At 61.8% G+C, this 17,220-nt stretch carries 17 protein-coding genes; 13 read left to right on the top strand and 4 right to left on the bottom strand.

Going from position 1 to position 17,220, the window contains the following annotated elements; all coding sequences use genetic code 11:
* Positions 1-2: 2 nt before the first annotated feature.
* The 7 genes from HMPREF2792_RS09810 (at position 3) to pyk (ending at position 6,392) form a co-directional block, all read left to right on the top strand.
* On the top strand, positions 3-806 hold the full coding sequence (locus HMPREF2792_RS09810; protein WP_070533252.1) for an inositol monophosphatase family protein: 804 nt from the start codon (positions 3-5) through the stop codon (positions 804-806).
* Positions 807-935: 129 nt separating this feature from the next.
* Complete coding sequence (gene hisF, locus HMPREF2792_RS09805; RefSeq protein ID WP_070533251.1) at positions 936-1,700, top strand: imidazole glycerol phosphate synthase subunit HisF; 765 nt, start codon at positions 936-938, stop codon at positions 1,698-1,700.
* Entirely contained in the window at positions 1,697-2,098 is a 402-nt protein-coding gene (gene hisI / locus HMPREF2792_RS09800; protein WP_070533249.1) for a phosphoribosyl-AMP cyclohydrolase, read from the top strand. The genes hisF and hisI overlap by 4 nt, the downstream gene beginning before the upstream one ends.
* Positions 2,091-2,720: a TIGR02234 family membrane protein gene (locus HMPREF2792_RS09795; RefSeq protein ID WP_185963198.1), complete on the top strand. Its 630-nt coding sequence runs from the start codon at positions 2,091-2,093 to the stop codon at positions 2,718-2,720. The genes hisI and HMPREF2792_RS09795 overlap by 8 nt, the downstream gene beginning before the upstream one ends.
* A 172-nt stretch (positions 2,721-2,892) precedes the next feature.
* On the top strand, positions 2,893-3,720 hold the full coding sequence (locus HMPREF2792_RS09790; RefSeq protein ID WP_070533247.1) for an indole-3-glycerol phosphate synthase TrpC: 828 nt from the start codon (positions 2,893-2,895) through the stop codon (positions 3,718-3,720).
* Between the two features lie 41 nt (positions 3,721-3,761).
* A complete protein-coding gene (gene lgt, locus HMPREF2792_RS09785; protein ID WP_070533245.1) occupies positions 3,762-4,667 on the top strand; it encodes a prolipoprotein diacylglyceryl transferase in 906 nt (301 codons plus the stop codon).
* Positions 4,668-4,970: 303 nt separating this feature from the next.
* Positions 4,971-6,392, top strand: coding sequence for a pyruvate kinase (pyk, locus tag HMPREF2792_RS09780; protein WP_070520168.1), 1,422 nt, complete (start codon positions 4,971-4,973; stop codon positions 6,390-6,392).
* A gap of 159 nt (positions 6,393-6,551) precedes the next feature.
* Here the strand turns inward: pyk and HMPREF2792_RS09775 are convergent, their stop codons facing one another.
* Together HMPREF2792_RS09775 and HMPREF2792_RS09770 are read right to left on the bottom strand one after the other, a co-directional pair.
* A complete protein-coding gene (locus tag HMPREF2792_RS09775) occupies positions 6,552-8,942 on the bottom strand; it encodes a glycogen/starch/alpha-glucan phosphorylase (RefSeq protein ID WP_070533243.1) in 2,391 nt (796 codons plus the stop codon).
* A 141-nt stretch (positions 8,943-9,083) separates the two neighbouring features.
* Positions 9,084-10,292 (bottom strand): amidohydrolase, encoded by a 1,209-nt coding sequence (locus tag HMPREF2792_RS09770; RefSeq protein ID WP_070533241.1) that lies wholly within the window; start codon positions 10,290-10,292, stop codon positions 9,084-9,086.
* A 36-nt stretch (positions 10,293-10,328) separates the two neighbouring features.
* On the opposite strand from HMPREF2792_RS09770, the gene HMPREF2792_RS09765 reads away from it, so the two are divergent.
* Positions 10,329-10,727, top strand: a complete 399-nt coding sequence (locus HMPREF2792_RS09765; protein WP_070519967.1) for a hypothetical protein — start codon at positions 10,329-10,331, stop codon at positions 10,725-10,727.
* Between the two features lie 31 nt (positions 10,728-10,758).
* On the opposite strand, the gene HMPREF2792_RS09760 is transcribed toward HMPREF2792_RS09765, so the two are convergent.
* Positions 10,759-11,877: a glycerate kinase gene (locus tag HMPREF2792_RS09760; RefSeq protein ID WP_070533239.1), complete on the bottom strand. Its 1,119-nt coding sequence runs from the start codon at positions 11,875-11,877 to the stop codon at positions 10,759-10,761.
* Between the two features lie 172 nt (positions 11,878-12,049).
* On the opposite strand from HMPREF2792_RS09760, the gene gdhA reads away from it, so the two are divergent.
* Positions 12,050-13,396 carry an NADP-specific glutamate dehydrogenase gene (gene gdhA / locus HMPREF2792_RS09755; protein ID WP_070533237.1) on the top strand — a complete coding sequence of 449 codons (1,347 nt, stop codon included), beginning with the start codon at positions 12,050-12,052 and terminating at the stop codon, positions 13,394-13,396.
* Between the two features lie 115 nt (positions 13,397-13,511).
* Complete coding sequence (locus HMPREF2792_RS09750; protein WP_070519973.1) at positions 13,512-14,258, top strand: DivIVA domain-containing protein; 747 nt, start codon at positions 13,512-13,514, stop codon at positions 14,256-14,258.
* 29 nt (positions 14,259-14,287) lie between these two features.
* On the opposite strand, the gene HMPREF2792_RS09745 is transcribed toward HMPREF2792_RS09750, so the two are convergent.
* Positions 14,288-14,926 carry a hypothetical protein gene (locus tag HMPREF2792_RS09745; protein WP_232748530.1) on the bottom strand — a complete coding sequence of 213 codons (639 nt, stop codon included), beginning with the start codon at positions 14,924-14,926 and terminating at the stop codon, positions 14,288-14,290.
* A gap of 133 nt (positions 14,927-15,059) precedes the next feature.
* Here HMPREF2792_RS09745 and HMPREF2792_RS09740 point away from each other — a divergent pair, with 133 nt between their 5' ends.
* The 3 genes from HMPREF2792_RS09740 to mutM are packed head-to-tail and all read left to right on the top strand — an operon-like array spanning position 15,060 to position 17,214.
* Entirely contained in the window at positions 15,060-15,599 is a 540-nt protein-coding gene (locus HMPREF2792_RS09740; protein ID WP_070519975.1) for a YceD family protein, read from the top strand.
* The gene (gene rnc / locus HMPREF2792_RS09735) at positions 15,596-16,366 is read left to right on the top strand and encodes a ribonuclease III (RefSeq protein WP_070519978.1); all 771 of its coding nucleotides are present in this window, start codon (positions 15,596-15,598) and stop codon (positions 16,364-16,366) included. Before HMPREF2792_RS09740 ends, rnc begins: the two co-directional genes overlap by 4 nt.
* 14 nt (positions 16,367-16,380) lie before the next feature.
* On the top strand, positions 16,381-17,214 hold the full coding sequence (mutM, locus tag HMPREF2792_RS09730; protein WP_070533235.1) for a bifunctional DNA-formamidopyrimidine glycosylase/DNA-(apurinic or apyrimidinic site) lyase: 834 nt from the start codon (positions 16,381-16,383) through the stop codon (positions 17,212-17,214).
* Positions 17,215-17,220: the final 6 nt, after the last annotated feature.

Genomic DNA, 17,220 nt, shown 5'->3' with positions numbered 1-17,220 from the left:
CAATGGCCCCGATGTCAGGAACCTCCGCGTCGGATCCGCGCGAACTCGTGGCCTTTGCAGAAGCAGCGGTGGACCAGGTTGATGATCTCTTCCGCCGGGGCCTCGGTGCAGCGCCCGCGCGTTTCAAGGGCGAAGGGGACTTTGCCACCGAGGTGGATTTGCTGATTGAACAGCAGCTGCGACTGACGCTGAACCAGCTCACCGGTATCCCGGTACTCGGTGAAGAATCAGGCGGCAGCCTTGAAGAGACGGTGTGGGTTGTGGATCCCGTGGACGGAACCGCGAACTACTCAGCCGGGAATCCATGCTGCGGCATTCTTGTCACGCTTATCCACGAAGCAAAGCCGGTTGTTGCAGTAGCGGATTTCCCCCTGCTACACCGCCGCGTAGTTGCGGCGCAGGGCATGCAGCTGCGAACCAGCGGCGGCCCCTCCACTGGATTCGGTGGTGGCGAAGAAGCCCAGGGATTCGACGAGGCTCGTGGCCACGTGGGCTGCTCCTCGCACCTGCCGACGGGCCTGTTCAATGATCTCCGGGAGACCGGGCTGCGTCCCCGCATGACCGGGTCGGTGGGTCTGGATAATGCATTTGTGGCTCAAGGCGTGTTTGACGGCGCGGTGAATTTCTCGCCGCACCCGTGGGATAACGCGGCGGGTGCTCTCATGATCAAGGCTGCCGGTGGCCGCGTGAGTGATCCAGAAGGCAACGAGTGGACCGCGCATTCACAGGGATTCGTGGGCGGTACCCCGCAGGTGCATGCCACGATCTTGGATGCCATCGCCCGAAACCCCCGCGGAAGCCGTTGATACGCGTTTGGCTTGCCTAGGACGCTAGTGCTCGTCGCTGGCGCCGCATACCGGACTTGAATTTCACCAATCGGCAGTTCGATTCGAGCTGCCTTTCATTTCGCTTTGAGCTTTAGGAGGATTGTCACCATGGCTCTTGCCGTGCGAGTGATCCCGTGCCTTGACGTTGATAATGGCCGCGTGGTCAAAGGCATTAACTTTGAAAACCTGCGTGATGCCGGCGACCCAGTCGAGTTGGCCGCCCATTACGACCGCGTGGGTGCTGATGAGCTGACTTTTCTCGATGTGTCAGCGTCGAAGGACGGCCGCGGTACCATGCTTGACGTCGTACGCCGCACCGCCGATCAGGTCTTTATCCCGCTGACCGTTGGCGGTGGAGTGCGGTCTGTCGACGACGTCCGCGAACTGCTGCGTGCCGGCGCCGATAAGGTCTCCGTCAACTCCTCTGCCATCGTGCGCCCAGAGCTACTGCGCGAGCTCGCGGATGTGTTTGGCTCGCAGTGCATTGTGTTGTCGGTGGATGCGCGCCGTGCTGCAGATTTCCCCAGCGGATTCGAGGTCACCACGCATGGCGGAACGCGTTCTGCGGGCCTCGATGCCGTGGAATGGGCCAAGCGCGGTGAGGAATTGGGCGTCGGCGAAATCTTGCTGAACTCCATGGACGGCGACGGAACCAAGGCGGGCTTCGATATCGAATTGATCGAGGCAGTGCGCGAGAAAGTTTCCGTTCCGATCATCGCCTCCGGCGGTGCGGGAAAGGCCGAGCACTTCCCACCGGCTGTCGACGCTGGGGCAGATGCGGTGCTGGCCGCCAGCATTTTCCACTTCGGAGAAGTAGAGATCTCTGAGGTCAAGCAGGCGCTAGCCGCGGCAGGCAAGGAGGTGCGACAGTGACGAGGGACAGTGACAACCCCACCACCGACCCAACGGCTGTCGGGGCTTATGAGCTGAGTGATGAGATTGCTCAGCAACTTAAGCGCAACGAGTCGGGGCTTGTTCCAGCCATTGTGCAGTCGGAGCGCGGTGAGGTGCTCATGTTGGCGTGGATGGATGACCATGCCTTGGCCTACACGTTGGCGACGCGCCGCGGAACCTACTATTCACGTTCCCGCCGCGAGTATTGGATCAAAGGCCTAACATCCGGCAACACCCAAGAAGTGGTCGGCGCGCGCTTGGATTGCGATGGTGACACCATCCTGCTCACCGTTCGTCAGCGCGGCGGGGCATGCCATACCGGTGACCGGACCTGTTTCGATGCACGTGATCTCATAGGGGAGGAGAATGATGGCTAAGCGCATTGGGCCCTTGTTGATGTTTGTCGGTGCCATCCTATTGTGGCTGTCTTCCCGCATGACGTGGGTAAAGGCTGCGGTTGAGGATGATAAGGCCGGCTCCAGCGTTGCGGAGCTATCGGGTTCCTTGTGGTCCCTCGAGCTCATCGCGTTGAGCGTTGTGGTCCTCGCTGGCGGTGTTGCGGCCTTCGCGCTACGGCGCACCGGCCGCCGAATTGTATCTGGCCTCACAGCACTTGCCGCGGCGGCTGCGGGATGGCGGCCTGTTGCGTTGCTGACCGCCGGCCCGGAGGCGGAGCGCGCCGAGGAACTGCTGCAGGGAGGCACGAATGATACCTCCGTGGAGTCCACGACCATTTCTGACTGGGCCACGGTGCTCTCCGCAGATGCCTCGACTGCCGGCCCTGTCCTCGCCCTCGTCGGCGCTGCGCTCGCGCTCTTTGGTGCGGTCATGGTGGCCAGCAATCCGGGAGGCGATAAGCCCCGCTCCGCCAAATATGAGACACCAGCTGTACGGCAGGAGCGCCTGCAGGAAGATCTAGAAACCTCCCAGGATTCTGGCCGCGTGATGTGGGACGCTTTGGACGCCGATATCGACCCCACAGATCCTCGCACCACCTAGGGGAGGCGGCGGCACGAGCCACCGGCTCGTCTCATCTCCACCACGGGGTGTTGCGCTGATAGAAGGGGACCCCGGATTTCTGGTTGGAGGTAAGAGCGCGCTAGCCTAAGTGTGATCTCGAACTCCATCCTGTTTCTTTCATTGAGTTTCCTTCGGGGAAGGGAGGTGCTCTATGCCTACCCCGATTGCCGTCGATCACCTCGTGGCCGGCGTACTAGCTGATGTCGCCGCGCGGGAGGCCCGCGTTCCCTTCAAGGAAGTAAAGGCGCGTTCCCGAGACATGGATGCCCCGCGTGATGCTGCACAGGCTTTGCTGCGTCCGGGATGCTCTATCATTACCGAAATCAAGCGCGCCGTACCTTATGGCGGTGAAATTGCGCACTTGGAGAGCCCGCAGTCCGTGGCAACGCTGGCGCATAGCCTGGAAGAAGCCGGAGTGCATGTGATGGCCTGCCAAACGGATCGCCGCCGCTTCCACGGTTCCCTCGAAGACATGCGGGCGGCCCGGTCCGCCGTTGACATACCGATGCTATGCCGCGACACCATCGTCGACCCCTATCAGATCCATGAGGCGCGGTGCTATGGGGCGGATGCGATTCCCCTGCAAGTGGAGCTGCTCGACCAGGCTCGCCTCGAGTCTCTCCTCGACCGCGTGGAATCTCTCGGCATGACCGCCATCCTGGAAGTTCGTACGTGCGCTGAGGTGGATCGCGTCATTAAGGCAGGGGGAACTGTCGTGGCGATCAACGCGTGGTCTTTGGCCTCCGATGCTATTAATCGGGAGGCCTTTTCTACTATTTCGCCGGGTCTTCCTGAGAGCATGACGCGCATCGCGGTGGGTGGGGTCAATAGCCCGCGAAACGTGTTGTCTTATGCTTCTCAGGGCGCTGATGCCATCTTGGTCGGTGAGTCCATCATGGCTGCCCAAGACCCCATGGCCTTGGCGCGTTCTTTGGTGGCTACCGGCCAGCATCCGGCGTGCCCTTCGCGCAGGACCTAGACGCGTTGTAGTGGGCGTTATTTTCAGGCACACTGTTTCCCGTGCAAATTTACAATCTCGCCAACATTCCCTCTCCGCCGCAAGGCGTGTGGCATCTAGGTCCGGTCCCAATTCGCGCTTATGCCATGTGCATCATCGTCGGCATCCTCGTTGCGATGTGGATGACGCTGCGCCGCTATACTGCCCGCGGTGGAAACCCGGATGTGGTGTGGGATGCGGCCTTGGTGGTGATACCGGCCGGAATTATTGGTGGGCGCCTCTACCACGTGATTACGGATAACGAAAAGTACTTCTGTTCCACGTGCAATCCAGTTGATGCGCTGAAGATTACCAACGGCGGCCTCGGCATTTGGGGCGCAGTGGCGCTAGGCACAATAGCGGTGTGGATCATGTTCAAGGTTAAAGGCATCCCATTGGGGCCATTTGCGGACGCCGTCGCGCCCGGACTTGTCTTGGCCCAAGCTATCGGGCGCTTGGGTAATTGGTTCAATCAGGAGCTCTACGGCCGTGAAACCACGGTTCCGTGGGCCTTGGACATCTACTACCGAATAAATGACAGCGGCGCGTACGCACCAATCAGCGGACGCTCGACCGGGGAAGTAGTGACCTCAGTGCATCCGACCTTCCTCTATGAACTGTTGTGGAATGTGGCGGTGTGTGTGTTCCTGCTGTGGGCGCACAAGGCGTTCAAACTCGGCCATGGGCGTGTGTTCGCGCTGTACGTTGCCGGATACACGGCGGGGCGCTTCGTTGTAGAAAACATGCGCGCTGATGAGGCCACGCACATCTTCGGGTTGCGCGTCAACGTCATTGTTTCGGTGGTCTGCTTCGTTGTTGCGCTCATCGTGTACTTCCGGTTGCCACGTGGGCAGGAGTCACCGGAGGAAGTGGATCCCGCTCGTGCCGCGGAAGTTGAGAAGAATGGTGGCTCCGCAGGCTTTAATTAGGTACAGCTTTCGTAGCGTCTGCCTGTTTTAGGCGCTGAAAACAGAAAAAGTAGCCGGGATCACACACGGTGTTTTTGAGCTCTTATTCGGAAGTCTGAGGTTCCGAATGATGAGTACGAAATGCCCAGATGTGCCCGGTTATTCCCGTTTATTGCCGAATATTTGGGGCTTTGCTCAGACCCGGAGGCACTCGGGACGAGGGTTGAAAACGCGCTACGAGCGTCATTCGTAGTGGCCGAGACCAGTAAACCGGGGTAGTTTGGGAACCGTTAGAAGCTCCCGATGTGAGTAAGGCATTCCATGTTGGATAGAAGAACCAAAATCGTTTGTACGTTGGGTCCCGCGGTAGCAAGCAAGGAAGGAATCCTTGGCCTCGTTGAAGCGGGCATGGACGTGGCGCGTCTGAACATGTCTCACGGCGAGCACGCGGATCATGAAGCGAACTATCGCTGGGTCCGCGAGGCCACCGATGAGACCGGCCACGCCGTCGGTGTGTTGGCGGACTTGCAGGGTCCGAAGATCCGTCTGGGTCGCTTCATCAACGGTGAAGAGATGTGGAAGGACGGCGAGATCGTCCGCATCACTGTTGAGGACGTGGAAGGCACGCACGACCGCGTGTCCACCACGTACAAGAACCTGGCGAAGGACGCGAAGCCGGGTGACCGCCTGCTTATCGACGATGGCAAGGTCGCCGTCGTGTGCAAGGAAGTCGATGGCAACGACGTCGTCTGTGAGGTCACCGAAGGCGGACCGGTCTCGAACAACAAGGGCGTGTCCCTGCCGGGCATGGACATTTCCGTCCCGGCCCTGTCGGAAAAGGACATCGCAGATCTCCGCTTCGCCTTGAAGCTTGGCGTGGACTTGATTGCTCTGTCCTTCGTGCGTTCCCCGGCCGACGTGGACAAGGTCCACGAGATTATGGATGAGGAAGGCCGCCGCGTTCCGGTCATCGCCAAGCTGGAGAAGCCGGAAGCTGTCGATGCCCTCGAGTCCATCGTGCTGGCATTCGATGCCATCATGATTGCCCGCGGTGACCTCGGCGTCGAGGTGCCGCTGGAGCAGGTTCCGCTGTTCCAGAAGCGCGCCATCCAGATTGCGCGTGAGAACGCCAAGCCGGTAATCGTGGCAACGCAGATGCTCGATTCCATGATTTCCAATCTGCGGCCGACCCGTGCGGAGGCGTCCGACGTTGCCAACGCAGTGCTCGACGGCGCCGATGCAGTCATGCTCTCCGGCGAGACGTCCGTGGGCATCGACCCACAGAATGTCGTGCGCACCATGTCCAAGATCGTCGCGAATGCCGAGCAGGGTGGCCGCGTTCCTCCGCTGACGCACGTTCCGCGCACCAAGCGCGGTGTCGTGTCCTACTCCGCACGCGATATCGCTGAGCGCCTTAACGCGAAGGCAATCGTGGCGTTCACCACCTCCGGTGATACCGCAAAGCGCGTGGCTCGTTTGCACTCGCCGCTGCCGCTGCTTGCCTTTACCCCGCATCCGGCCGTGCGCTCGCAGTTGGCTTTGACCTGGGGCGCCGAGACCTTCCTGAGTGAATCGGTGGAGTCCACCGATAACATGATGGAAGCCATCGATGAGGCGCTGCTGGGGATGGATAAGTACAAGGAAGGCGACATGATCGTCGTCATCGCCGGTACGCCTCCTGGAATCTCGGGTAACACCAACATGATTCAGGTCCACGAGCTGGGTCAGACGCTGCGCGATAAGTAGGGCTCTCGCGCAGTAAGGCAACGCCGCCTCACTCGGCCTCTTTCCCGCAATGGCGGAAGAGGGTAATTGAGTGGGGCGGCGCTTTTGCCTTGAAGGAGTCTTGAAGGACTACCCATCTAAGGGTTAATAGGCACTAGCGCGCCTATTAACCCCATCTACCTAGACGTTGGCGATGGGAGTCGGGGCCAGCTTCCACACCTCGTTGGCGTAGTCGGCGATTGTGCGGTCGGAGGAGAAGCGGCCGGAGTAGCAGATATTAAGCCATGCCTTCTTGGCCCATGCCAGCTCATCAGCGTCATAGTCGGCTGCCATGCGGTCGCGGGTCTCGCGGTAGTCGGCAAAGTCCCCAAGAACGTAGTAGGTGTCCTGGGCGTGCTCGCCAAATCCATCGAGTAACGAGGAGCGAATATCCCCAAACATGCCCGCATTTTCAGAGCCCAGCGTGCCATCGGTGAAGGCGTCGAGGACGCGTGCCAAGCCCGGAACCGTGTTGTAGAGCTCACCCGGGTTGTACTCGGCGCGCAGCTGCGGGATCTCCTCGTTGCGGGCGCCGAAGATGTAGGCGTTTTCTTCGCCCACTGCCTCGACGATCTCCACGTTGGCGCCGTCCATGGTGCCCAAGGTCAGGGCACCGTTCATCATGAACTTCATGTTGGAGGTACCGGAGGCTTCCTTGCCGGCGACGGAAATCTGCTCGGAGACGTCAGCGGCCGGGATGATGTGCTCGGCGGGGGAGACGTTGTAGTTCTCAACGAAGACCACGTTGAGTACGTCCTTGGTGGCTGGGTCGTTGTTGACCAAGTCACCGATGGCGTTGATGAGCTTGATGATGGCCTTTGCGCGGACATAGCCCGGGGCGGCCTTCGCGCCGAAGATGAAGGTGCGCTTCGGGACGGTCTCGCCGTCGACCTTGATGCGGAAGTACAGGTCCAGGATGTAGAGCGCGTTCATCAGCTGGCGCTTGTACTCGTGCAGGCGCTTAATCTGGACGTCGAAGATGGAATCCGGGTCTACGGATGCGCCCTGGTGCGCGTCAATCCAGGCGGCGAAATCCTGCTTGTTGGCGCGCTTGATATTGATGAGTTGGCGCAGTACCTTCTCATCCTCTGCCAAAGGAGCCAGCTTCGCCAGCTCAGTCAGATCGGTGACCCAGGCATCGGAGCCAGCTTGTTCTGTGAGCAGGTCGGACAGGCGCGGGTTGCACATGCGCAGCCAGCGACGCGGGGTCACACCGTTGGTCTTGTTGTTGAACTTCTCCGGCCACAGCTCGTGCCACTCGGAGAGCGTGTCAGCCTTGATGATTTCGGTGTGCAGGGCAGCGACGCCGTTGATGGAGTACGCGGCATAGCAGGCGATCCACGCCATGTGCACGTGGCCGTCGGATACCGGGGCCATGTAGTCGATGCGGCCCTGATCCAAGCCGCGTTGGGCCATGTCCTCGCGGAAGCGGCGGTCGATCTCTTCCACCAGTTCCCAGATGCGCCAGAACAGCTTCTGGAAGATGGACACTTCCCAGCTCTCTAGGGCCTCAGCCAGCACAGTGTGGTTGGTGTAGGCGAAGGTCTCGGTGACGACCTTCCATGCGTCATCCCAGCCCATCCCGTGTTCGTCGAGAAGCAGGCGGAGCAATTCCGGGATGGCCAGCACCGGGTGGGTGTCATTGAGCTGGATGCAGTTGTACTCAGCGAAGCCGGTGAGGTCCTCGCCGTGGTGCTCGATGTAGTTATCGATCATCTGCTGCAGCGAGGCCGAGACGAAGAAGTACTGCTGGCGAACGCGTAGGACCTTGCCCTCGTAGGTGGTGTCGTTGGGGTAGAGCACGCGGCAGATATCCATGACGCGCTCGCGCTCGACGATGGCCTCGGTGAAGCGCTGCGAGTTGAAGGCATCGTAATCGAATTCATCGATGGGTTCGGACTTCCACAGGCGCAGGGTGCCCACGTTATCGGTGCCATAGCCGGTAATCGGCATGTCATAGGGGATGGCGCGCACGTCCATGTCGTCGAAGTGGACCAAGCGCTGTTCGGAAGCGCGGCGAATGATGAAGTCGTAGCCGTTTTCCATCCATGCATCCGGCTCCTCGCGCTGGAAACCGTTGTCGAAGGACTGGCGGAACAAGCCGTAACGGTACAAGAGGCCATAGCCGGTCACCGGGTAGTCCTGGGTGACGGCGGAGTCGAGGAAGCAGGCGGCGAGGCGGCCCAAGCCGCCGTTGCCGAGTGCGGCATCGTGCTCGGCTTCGAGGACATCAGCCAACTCGTGGCCCGCAGCCTTGGTAGCGGCGCGGGCCTCATCGACGAGACCGACGTTGGTGAGGTTGTTGAGCAGGGCACGACCTTGCAGGAACTCAGCGGAGAAGTAGTGCTGCTGACGAGTGGCAGCGTAGGCGCTGCGGGTGGCCTCCCAATTGTCTGCAATCTGCTCCATCACCGAGGAGGACAGACCGGACCAAAACTTGCGGTCGGTCGCACGAGAGGGGGAGACGCCGGCTGCGGCGCGAACGTGTCCAGGAACTGCGGATTGGAAATCGGAGTGCTGGGGTTGGCTCATGAGAATCCCTTCACTTGAGGCATATAAATGCGGAAAAATACCAACTCCCAAGCTTAACCAGTTCTGTATGCGCCTGCAGACCAGGACACTGACCAACGTTTCACGCAGACCGTGATGCCGAGTGGCGTTGGGCACAGAGGCTTAGCGTCCAAGGAAAGACAGAACGGCGGCGGCCCCGGCGCGAGTGGCCGAGCGCATCGTGGGCTCATAGTCCGGTAGGAAGGTGGCCTGGTGGTTAACGGGTGGGTTGTCGAGGAGGTTTTCCGGTGTGGAGCCGATGAACCAGAAGTAATAAGGCACGCCCCAGGCCTGCGGGAGATAGCAAAAGTCCTCGGAGACGGTGGAGGGCGCGGCGGTGACGGAGAGCTCGCCGAAGACCTCATCGAAGGAGGCGCGAACAGCCTGGTGGGTGGCAGCGTCGTTATCGGTGACCTCGCCGTGAGCGAAGTATTCGAAGGTCGGTGCTGCCGGGCACCCGGACGCCTCGCATTCGGCGCGCACCATGCGCTCGAGGGAGGCGTAGACGCGCTCGGCCAATTCCGGTTTGTAATAACGCGTGTTGAGCACTAGCTCGGCGCCGCCTGGAATGATGTTGTTCTTATCACCCGAATGTAGCTCGCCCACCGAGATGACGAAGAAGTCATGGGGAGGAACTTCGCGGCCGACGATGGCCTGCAGACGCGTGACCACCATGGCGGCCACATAGGAGGGGTCGATGGCTTCGTGCGGCATGGAGGCGTGCGCCGAGCGCCCCGTGATGCGAATGCGAAGGGAGTCGCAGCCGGCCAGGATGGGGCCGGCGGTGGATTGGACTTGCCCGGCGGGGCCCGGCATGACGTGCTGGCCGAAGCACACATCCGGTGCAGAGACGCGCTCGGTGAGCCCGTCGGCGATCATGTATTTGGCACCCATGGACGATTCTTCGGCGGGCTGGAACAGTGCTAGGAAGGTGCCGCGCCAGGTGTTGCGGTGGGCGTCGAGAATCGCGCACGCGCCGAGCAACGCGGTGGCGTGCACATCGTGCCCGCAGGCATGCATCGCGCCGTTGGTCGAGGCGAAGGGGACGCCGGTTTCCTCGGCTACGGGGAGGGCATCGAAATCGGCCCGCATCAGCGCGGTGGGGCCATCCCCATTGCGGAAGATAGCGACGATACCGTGTCCGCCGATGCCGGTGACGAGTTCACAATCGTAGTTTTCTAGTTGTTCCAGAATCCGCCCGGCGGTGCGTTCCTCCTCATGGGAGAGCTCAGGGTGGGCATGCAGATCCTCGTAGAAGGTCCGTTGCCAGCTGAGATCGACGGAATCGTCCACTAAGAGCTCGGTCAGACGGGAAAGTGTGGGATCTGCCATAGTTACTGTCCTCCAAGTTTGGGTAGGGTTACCTACATGCCATTGATTCACTTTGATGTTCTGGTGCCGGATGCCCAAGCCGAGCGTGTGGCCGAAATCTTTAGTACTGCCACCCACAAGCTGGTGGACAATAACTCGCTGGCCTCTGCTGAGGTTACTCGCGTGCACGAGCCCGCACTCCCGGCGGGGCTGGAAGAGCAGCTGCGCCAGACCTACCGGGAGGAGCACGAAGAACGTGACCTCGAAGACGCAAATGTTTACCGCTACGCCATCGACGTCGATGGCGTGAAGGGGTCCGTTAACCAGCTGACCATGGTCCTCGCGCGCCTGTTAACTCCGCATTCGGTCTTGCCGAAGGATCACGTGTTGCTGGAGGATGAGCTCGCCCACGAGCGCCCGGCCATCTTCCCGTGGGCGGTGCAGGTAACCCCTTAGTCCTGCAGAGAAGGTTTAGCCCCGAAGAGAGCTAGCTCTGTAGAAAGCTGCGGACGAGGCGTTCGGCTGCGGCGCTCAAGCGCTGGGCGACGTCCCCGCGTCCCTCACCGCCGAGCTCCTCTAGCAGCGCGCCTTGCGGCGCCGGTGCCGTAGCGGAGCCAGCGATGATGCCCAGCGTCGGCGGCCCGGTCATCTCCGCCAGCGTGCCCACGACTTTTCCGGTGAGCGATTGATCGTCGAAACGCCCCTCGCCGGTGAGGACGAGATCGGCCTCGGCGATGCGCGCGGGCAGGTCGAGTGCCTCGGCCACATAGCGCCCGCCGGGAACGATGCGGCAGTGCTCCGCCGTGCCCCACAGTGTGCGTGAGAGCCAGCTTAAGGCGATGGGGATGCCGCCGGCGGCACCCAAGAACTCCGCTTGCGGGTCGGTATCCGTAACCTCGCATAGCTTCAGCATCGCGCCGGCGAGCAGTGCCACCTGTTCGCCCTCGGCGCCCTTTTGAGGGCCGTACATCGTCGCGGCCTGGATGGGCACGGCGCGGGTGTCCGTAACCAAGGTGTAGTCCATCATCGCCGCCTTCATGTTGAGCTGTGCGGTGTCGATGTGATCGAGGTTGACCAGCGGGGCGCCGCCTTTGGGCAGGGCGTAGCCGCGGGAATCGTGGGCGGCGGCGCCGAGCGCGGCGAGGATGCCGAGCCCGCCGTCGATGCTGGCGCTGCCGCCAAGTCCCAAGACGATGTGCTTGGCGCCGCGCGATTCGGCGTCGGCAAGCAGCACTCCCGTGCCATAGGAATCCGCGTGGAGCGGATCGAGGGCGTCGGAGACAGCGGGCAGGCCGGTGGCCGCCGCGACGTCGATGAAGGCCGTGTCACCCACGAGCTGGTAGCTGGCCTCGGTGAGGCGCCCGATGGCATCGGTGGTGGGCAGCGTAATGGTCTGGCCCGCCGTACCGTCGCGGTGAACGGCAGCGCTGGCGAGTACCTCCGCGGTGCCCTCGCCACCATCGGCCATAGGGAGAGTGGTTACCTGTGCCGTAGCGGCGTGCGGGGAGGAGCCGAGGGCGCGGCGCGCGCCCAAAGCAATGGCGGCAGCGGCTTCGGCGGCAGTGGCGGTGCCTTTAAAAGAGTCGGGGGCAACAAGTATGCGCATGCACATGAGTATATGGAAGCGGAAACGGGAAAAAATTTTCGCCCTCTGACCTGCCTTTAATAAATTTCCCCGTACGCTCGTCTTGCAATTTAGGTCGATTGATAGAAAACTAGCGGTTGTTCAACGGAGGACGCACCAGCAGCTAAACACGGTGCCGAATGAAAGGATTGCCATGTCCATCGACCAGCAAATCTCCGACTATTACAGCAAGCTTCTCAAGCGCAATGCTGGTGAACCGGAATTCCACCAGGCGCTCGCTGAGGTCCTGGATTCCCTCAAGATCGTCCTCAACAAGGACCCTCACTACGCTGATTATGGCTTGGTCGAGCGGCTGTGCGAACCCGAGCGCCAGCTCATCTTCCGTGTCCCGTGGGTGGATGACAACGGCCAGATTCAGGTCAACCGCGGCTTCCGCGTGCAATTCAACTCGGCCCTCGGCCCGTACAAGGGCGGCCTGCGCTTCCACCCGAGCGTGAACCTGGGCATCATCAAGTTCCTTGGCTTCGAGCAGATTTTTAAGAACTCGCTGACCGGCCTTCCCATCGGCGGCGGCAAAGGCGGTTCTGACTTCGACCCGAAGGGCAAGTCCGAAGCCGAGGTCATGCGCTTTTGCCAGTCCTTCATGACGGAGCTGCACAACCACATCGGTGAGTACCGCGATGTGCCGGCCGGCGATATCGGCGTGGGCGGCCGCGAAATCGGATTCCTGTTTGGCCAGTACCGCCGCTTAGAAAACAAGCACGAGTCCGGGGTCCTCACGGGCAAGGGGCTGACCTGGGGTGGCTCCCTCGTGCGCACTGAGGCCACCGGTTACGGCCTGGTGTATCTGACCTCGGAGATGATGAAGACCCACGGCGAGTCCTTCGACGGCGCCAAAGTCATTGTTTCCGGCTCCGGCAACGTTGCTATCTACGCCGCCGAGAAGGTTCAGCAGCTCGGCGGAACCGTCGTGGCGATGTCCGATTCCTCCGGCTACATCACGACGCCGAACGGCGTGGACTTGGAGCTGCTCAAAGACATCAAGGAAGTACGCCGCGAGCGCATCTCTACCTACGCCGGCGAGGCTGGCGCGGGCGTGGAGTACCACGAGGGCGGCAACGTATGGGAGGTCAGCGCCGACGTTGCCCTGCCGTGTGCGACCCAAAACGAGCTCGACGGCGATGACGCCAAGCTCCTGGTAAAGAACCACATCCGCTACGTTGCTGAGGGTGCAAACATGCCGTGTACCCCGGAAGCCGCGCACTACTTCGGGGAGAGCGGAATCGCCTTCGCGCCGGGCAAGGCCGCGAATGCGGGCGGTGTGGCAACCTCCGCGCTGGAGATGCAGCAGAACGCATCCCGCGACTCCTGGTCCTTCGAGTACACCGACCAGCGCCTGCATGAGATCATGTCCAATATCTTCCGCAACATCGACAAGACCTCCAAGGAATACGGCCTGGAAGGTGACTACGTGGCGGGCGCCAACATTGCCGGCTTCAAGAAGGTGGCCGACGCCATGCTGGCCCAAGGCGTAATCTAGCCGTTTCCTTATCTCTGTATCCGCGCTTAACCTCCTCGCTTGCCGGGGAGGTTTTCGCCATTTCTTCCCGCGTGGGATACGTCGCAGTGTGCGTGCGCTTGGATAGGCTGGTGCCATGTACCGCGTATTTGAGTCCCTCGATGAACTTGTTCGCAATCTGGAACAGGCCTATGCCGTTCCCATGACCTCCAACTGCATGGTTCCGCGCCACGAAATGCTGGCGCTTCTCGACGATCTTCGCAACGCCCTCCCCGTTGAAATGGATGACGCCCAGGACGTCCTAGACAAGCAGGACGAGATCCTCCAGGGTGCTGAGGAGCGCGCGGAGCAGATTATTTCTGAGGCCACCGCCGAGGCCGATGACACCGTTGCCCGTGCGCGTGAGGACTCAGACGCCATGCTTGCCGACGCTCAACACCGCGCCACCACCTTGGTAGCCCAGGCGGAAGATGAGGCCACCAACCTCGTAGAGAACGCACGCTCCGACGCCGAGCGCACCCGCGCCCAGGCGGATGAGGAGTACCAGCGCGCCGTCGCAGCAGGCCAAGCCGAGCAGGACCGTTTGGTCTCCGAATCCGAGGTTGTGCGCCGCGCCGACGATGAGGCGCACCGCATTGTGGAGACCGCGCACTCTGAGTCCAACCGCCTGCGCACCGAGTGCGATGAATTCGTTGACGCCAAGCTCGGGGAGTTCGAGACCACCTTGTCCGATCTCTTGCGTACCGTCAACAACGATCGCTCCGCGCTGCGGCGGGGCGCCGGCGTGCGTTCCCGCGGTGAATCACATGGTGAGGGACGAAGCGCTGTGCGCGAGACCCGGGAGCCTGTGCGCCGTGCGCCGCGTGCGCCCCGTGATTACTAAGCCGAATTGTTGAATTAAGGCACGGGCAACTACCTAGCGGTGACGCTTCGGCTCTGCCGAAGCGAGGTCGAGTGAAGCGAGGTAGAGTCCTGCGCCGCAGCGCGCGCCTGTTCCGCGCGGCGAATCCGGGCGGCTTCCTTGGCCGGCATGGTGCTTAAGGCTGCGGCCAATCCCGCGGCGACGAGGCCCGGCAGTGCATAAAGCACCCACATAATGCCGAAGTCCGTGCCCGTGGTGTGAGGCTCGGGGATGGGGCCCCAGGCGGCGTCGACAAGCAACAGCACCACATCGACCGCACCGACGGTCAGCATCATCACACCAATCCCCATGCCGGCGGCAGAAAAGGACTCGCGCGCGCTCCACGCGATGAGCGCGGCACACAGCGAGAACAGCGCCGATGAGAGTATGACGATAGGCCCAAAATGCAGGGGAAGAAAGGACACCGCGCCCACGGCCAATCCCGCAAGGGCGCTGGCGAGGGCCGCGCGGTGCAGGGAGAGGCCGGCATCGCCGAAAATGCTGGGGCGGACTCGCGTGATGAGGTGGCGGCAGGTCACTCCTACGACGGTCAGGACCACGGCGGGGACAAGGCACTGCAAGGGAAAGCTGAGCGCGAGTTCACGTGCCGTGGCGCCCAGAGACGCCGTGTCGGTCGCGGTGTAGCTCATGGAGTTTTAGGCTAAAAGCCACAGGCGAAAGAATCGAGCCTTGTGGGCAAGCGCTTAAGCGGCTATGACCCAACATTCAGGCCCTTGCCAGTCTAGGGCGCGTGGGTCAGCACAGGGTAAGCTGGTGGGCGTTATGAAATCACCATTGAAGTTCGACGTGACGGAATTGCTCCGCAGCCAAGGAGCTGAAGCGCTGCCTGAGCACCGCGTGCAAACCGGACCCGCCCCCGAGCGCATCGGCGTGGAAATGATCGGCATCCCGGAAGGTGCTGAGGTTAAGGTGGACGCCACCTTGACGCCGTTGGGCTCCGGCGTGTTGGTGGACGCTGATATCACCGGCACCCTCAGCGGCGAATGCGCACGCTGCTTAGCTGAGCTACATCCAGCACTAGATCTCCACGTATCCCAGGTTTTCTCCGCGGATGAGTCCTTCATCAGCGGAGATGAAACAGAGGAAGAGGATCGCGGTTCCGGCGATGAGATCCCCGAGATTGAGGACGGTGTCCTTGACCTCCTGCAGACCGTGATCGATGAGGCAGGTTTGGTGCTTCCTTTCGCGCCGACGTGTGAGGATGGCTGTGAAGTAGATGTTCCCGAAGGCGTGACCACGGGGGTCTCCGGGGAAGAAGAGCGCGTCGATCCGCGGTGGTCTGGGTTGGAGAAATTCCTATGAGCAAGAAGAAGAAACTCACCGGCGAGCAGGCACTTGCCGTAGCATTCGCGGAGGTAGACCACGGTCCGCTGCTCAAGGCACTCGGCGTGGAACTCAACGATGAGCTGCTGTGTTTGGCGCTGACGCACCGTTCCTTTGCCAACGAGAACGGTCACCTGCCCAACAATGAGCGTCTGGAGTTCCTCGGGGACGCGGTCTTGGGCTTGTCCATCGCGGCCAAGCTCTACGAAAAGTTCCCATCGCGCCCCGAATCGGACATCTCGAAGATGCGCGCTTCCATTGTTTCGCGCTACGGCTTGTCTGACGTAGCCCGTGAAATCGGGGTGGGCCAACACGTCCTGTTGGGCAAGGGTGAGCAATCTACCGGCGGCCGTGACAAGGACTCCATCTTGGCCGATACCACCGAGGCCATCTTGGGGGCCATCTACCGCCAGCATGGTTTCGAAGTCGCCCGCGGGGTGGTGCTGCGGCTGTTTGCCGCCAAGGTTGAGAACGCCGTGGTATCCGGCCGCCACATGGACTGGAAGACGACCTTGCAGGAGCTGTGCGCCGAGCTGAAGGCAGCGATGCCCGTGTATTCGGCCACCTCGACCGGCCCCGAGCACGATCAGACCTTTAATGCCGTTGCCACGGTGGCCGGTTTGACCGTGGGTAGGGGAACGGGACACAACAAGAAGCTTGCGGAGCAGCAGGCGGCGGAAGAAGCCTGCCAGGCGCTGCGTGAGACCCCGTTGCTGGTGCAGGGCACCGCCGGCAAAGAGAACTAACCCACGAGGACTCGATGCCAGAGCTGCCTGAAGTTGAGTCCGTCCGCCGCGGGCTCGAGCCCTACGTCGTGGGGCGATCCTTCGCGGCGGTCGATGTCCTTCACCCGCGCGCCAATCGCAAGCAGGAGGCACCGCTGTCCGCGCTGCTCGTGGGCAGGAGGATCGCCGCGGTGGCGCGCCGCGGCAAGTTCATGTGGCTGGAGTTTGCCGATGAGGACCGCACTGATCCTGCCCGCGATGTGCTCTTTATCCACCTCGGAATGTCGGGGCAGGTGCGGATCGGTGAGGTGGATTCACCCCACGTGCGCATCGCCGCCGTGCTTGACGACGCCACCCGCATCAGCTTCGTCGACCAGCGCACTTTTGGCTATTGGCATCTCGGCCCGTGGCTCACCATGGCGCATATCGCGCCCGATCCCCTCGAAGCAGACTTTGACCTCACCGCGGCGGGGAGGCGCCTGCGCGCAAAACGTACGGCGGTGAAAGTTGCCCTGCTGGATCAAACTGTGCTCAGCGGAGTGGGCAATATCTATGCGGATGAGGCGCTGTGGGCGGCTCAGATTTCTCCGTTGAAGAAGGCCAGCGCCCTGCGGCAGCGCGATGCCGTCGCGGTGATTTCCGCGGCCACCGACGTTATGCGCTCCGCCCTTGAGGTTGGCGGGACCAGCTTTGACGCGCTGTACGTCAACGTCAACGGCGAATCCGGGTATTTTGACCGTTCCTTGCATGCCTATGGGCGTGGCGGGCAGCCCTGTGATCGCTGCGGCGAGGACATCGTGAAAACCGTGTTGGGCGGGCGCGGTACCCACTATTGCCCGTCCTGTCAGCGCCGTGGGGTGGGGAAGTAGTTAGGC

It is taken from the genome of Corynebacterium sp. HMSC068H04 (genome assembly GCF_001811255.1).
GTDB classification, from domain to species: domain Bacteria; phylum Actinomycetota; class Actinomycetes; order Mycobacteriales; family Mycobacteriaceae; genus Corynebacterium; species Corynebacterium hesseae.
This window is presented reverse-complemented; position numbering and strand designations above follow the sequence as displayed.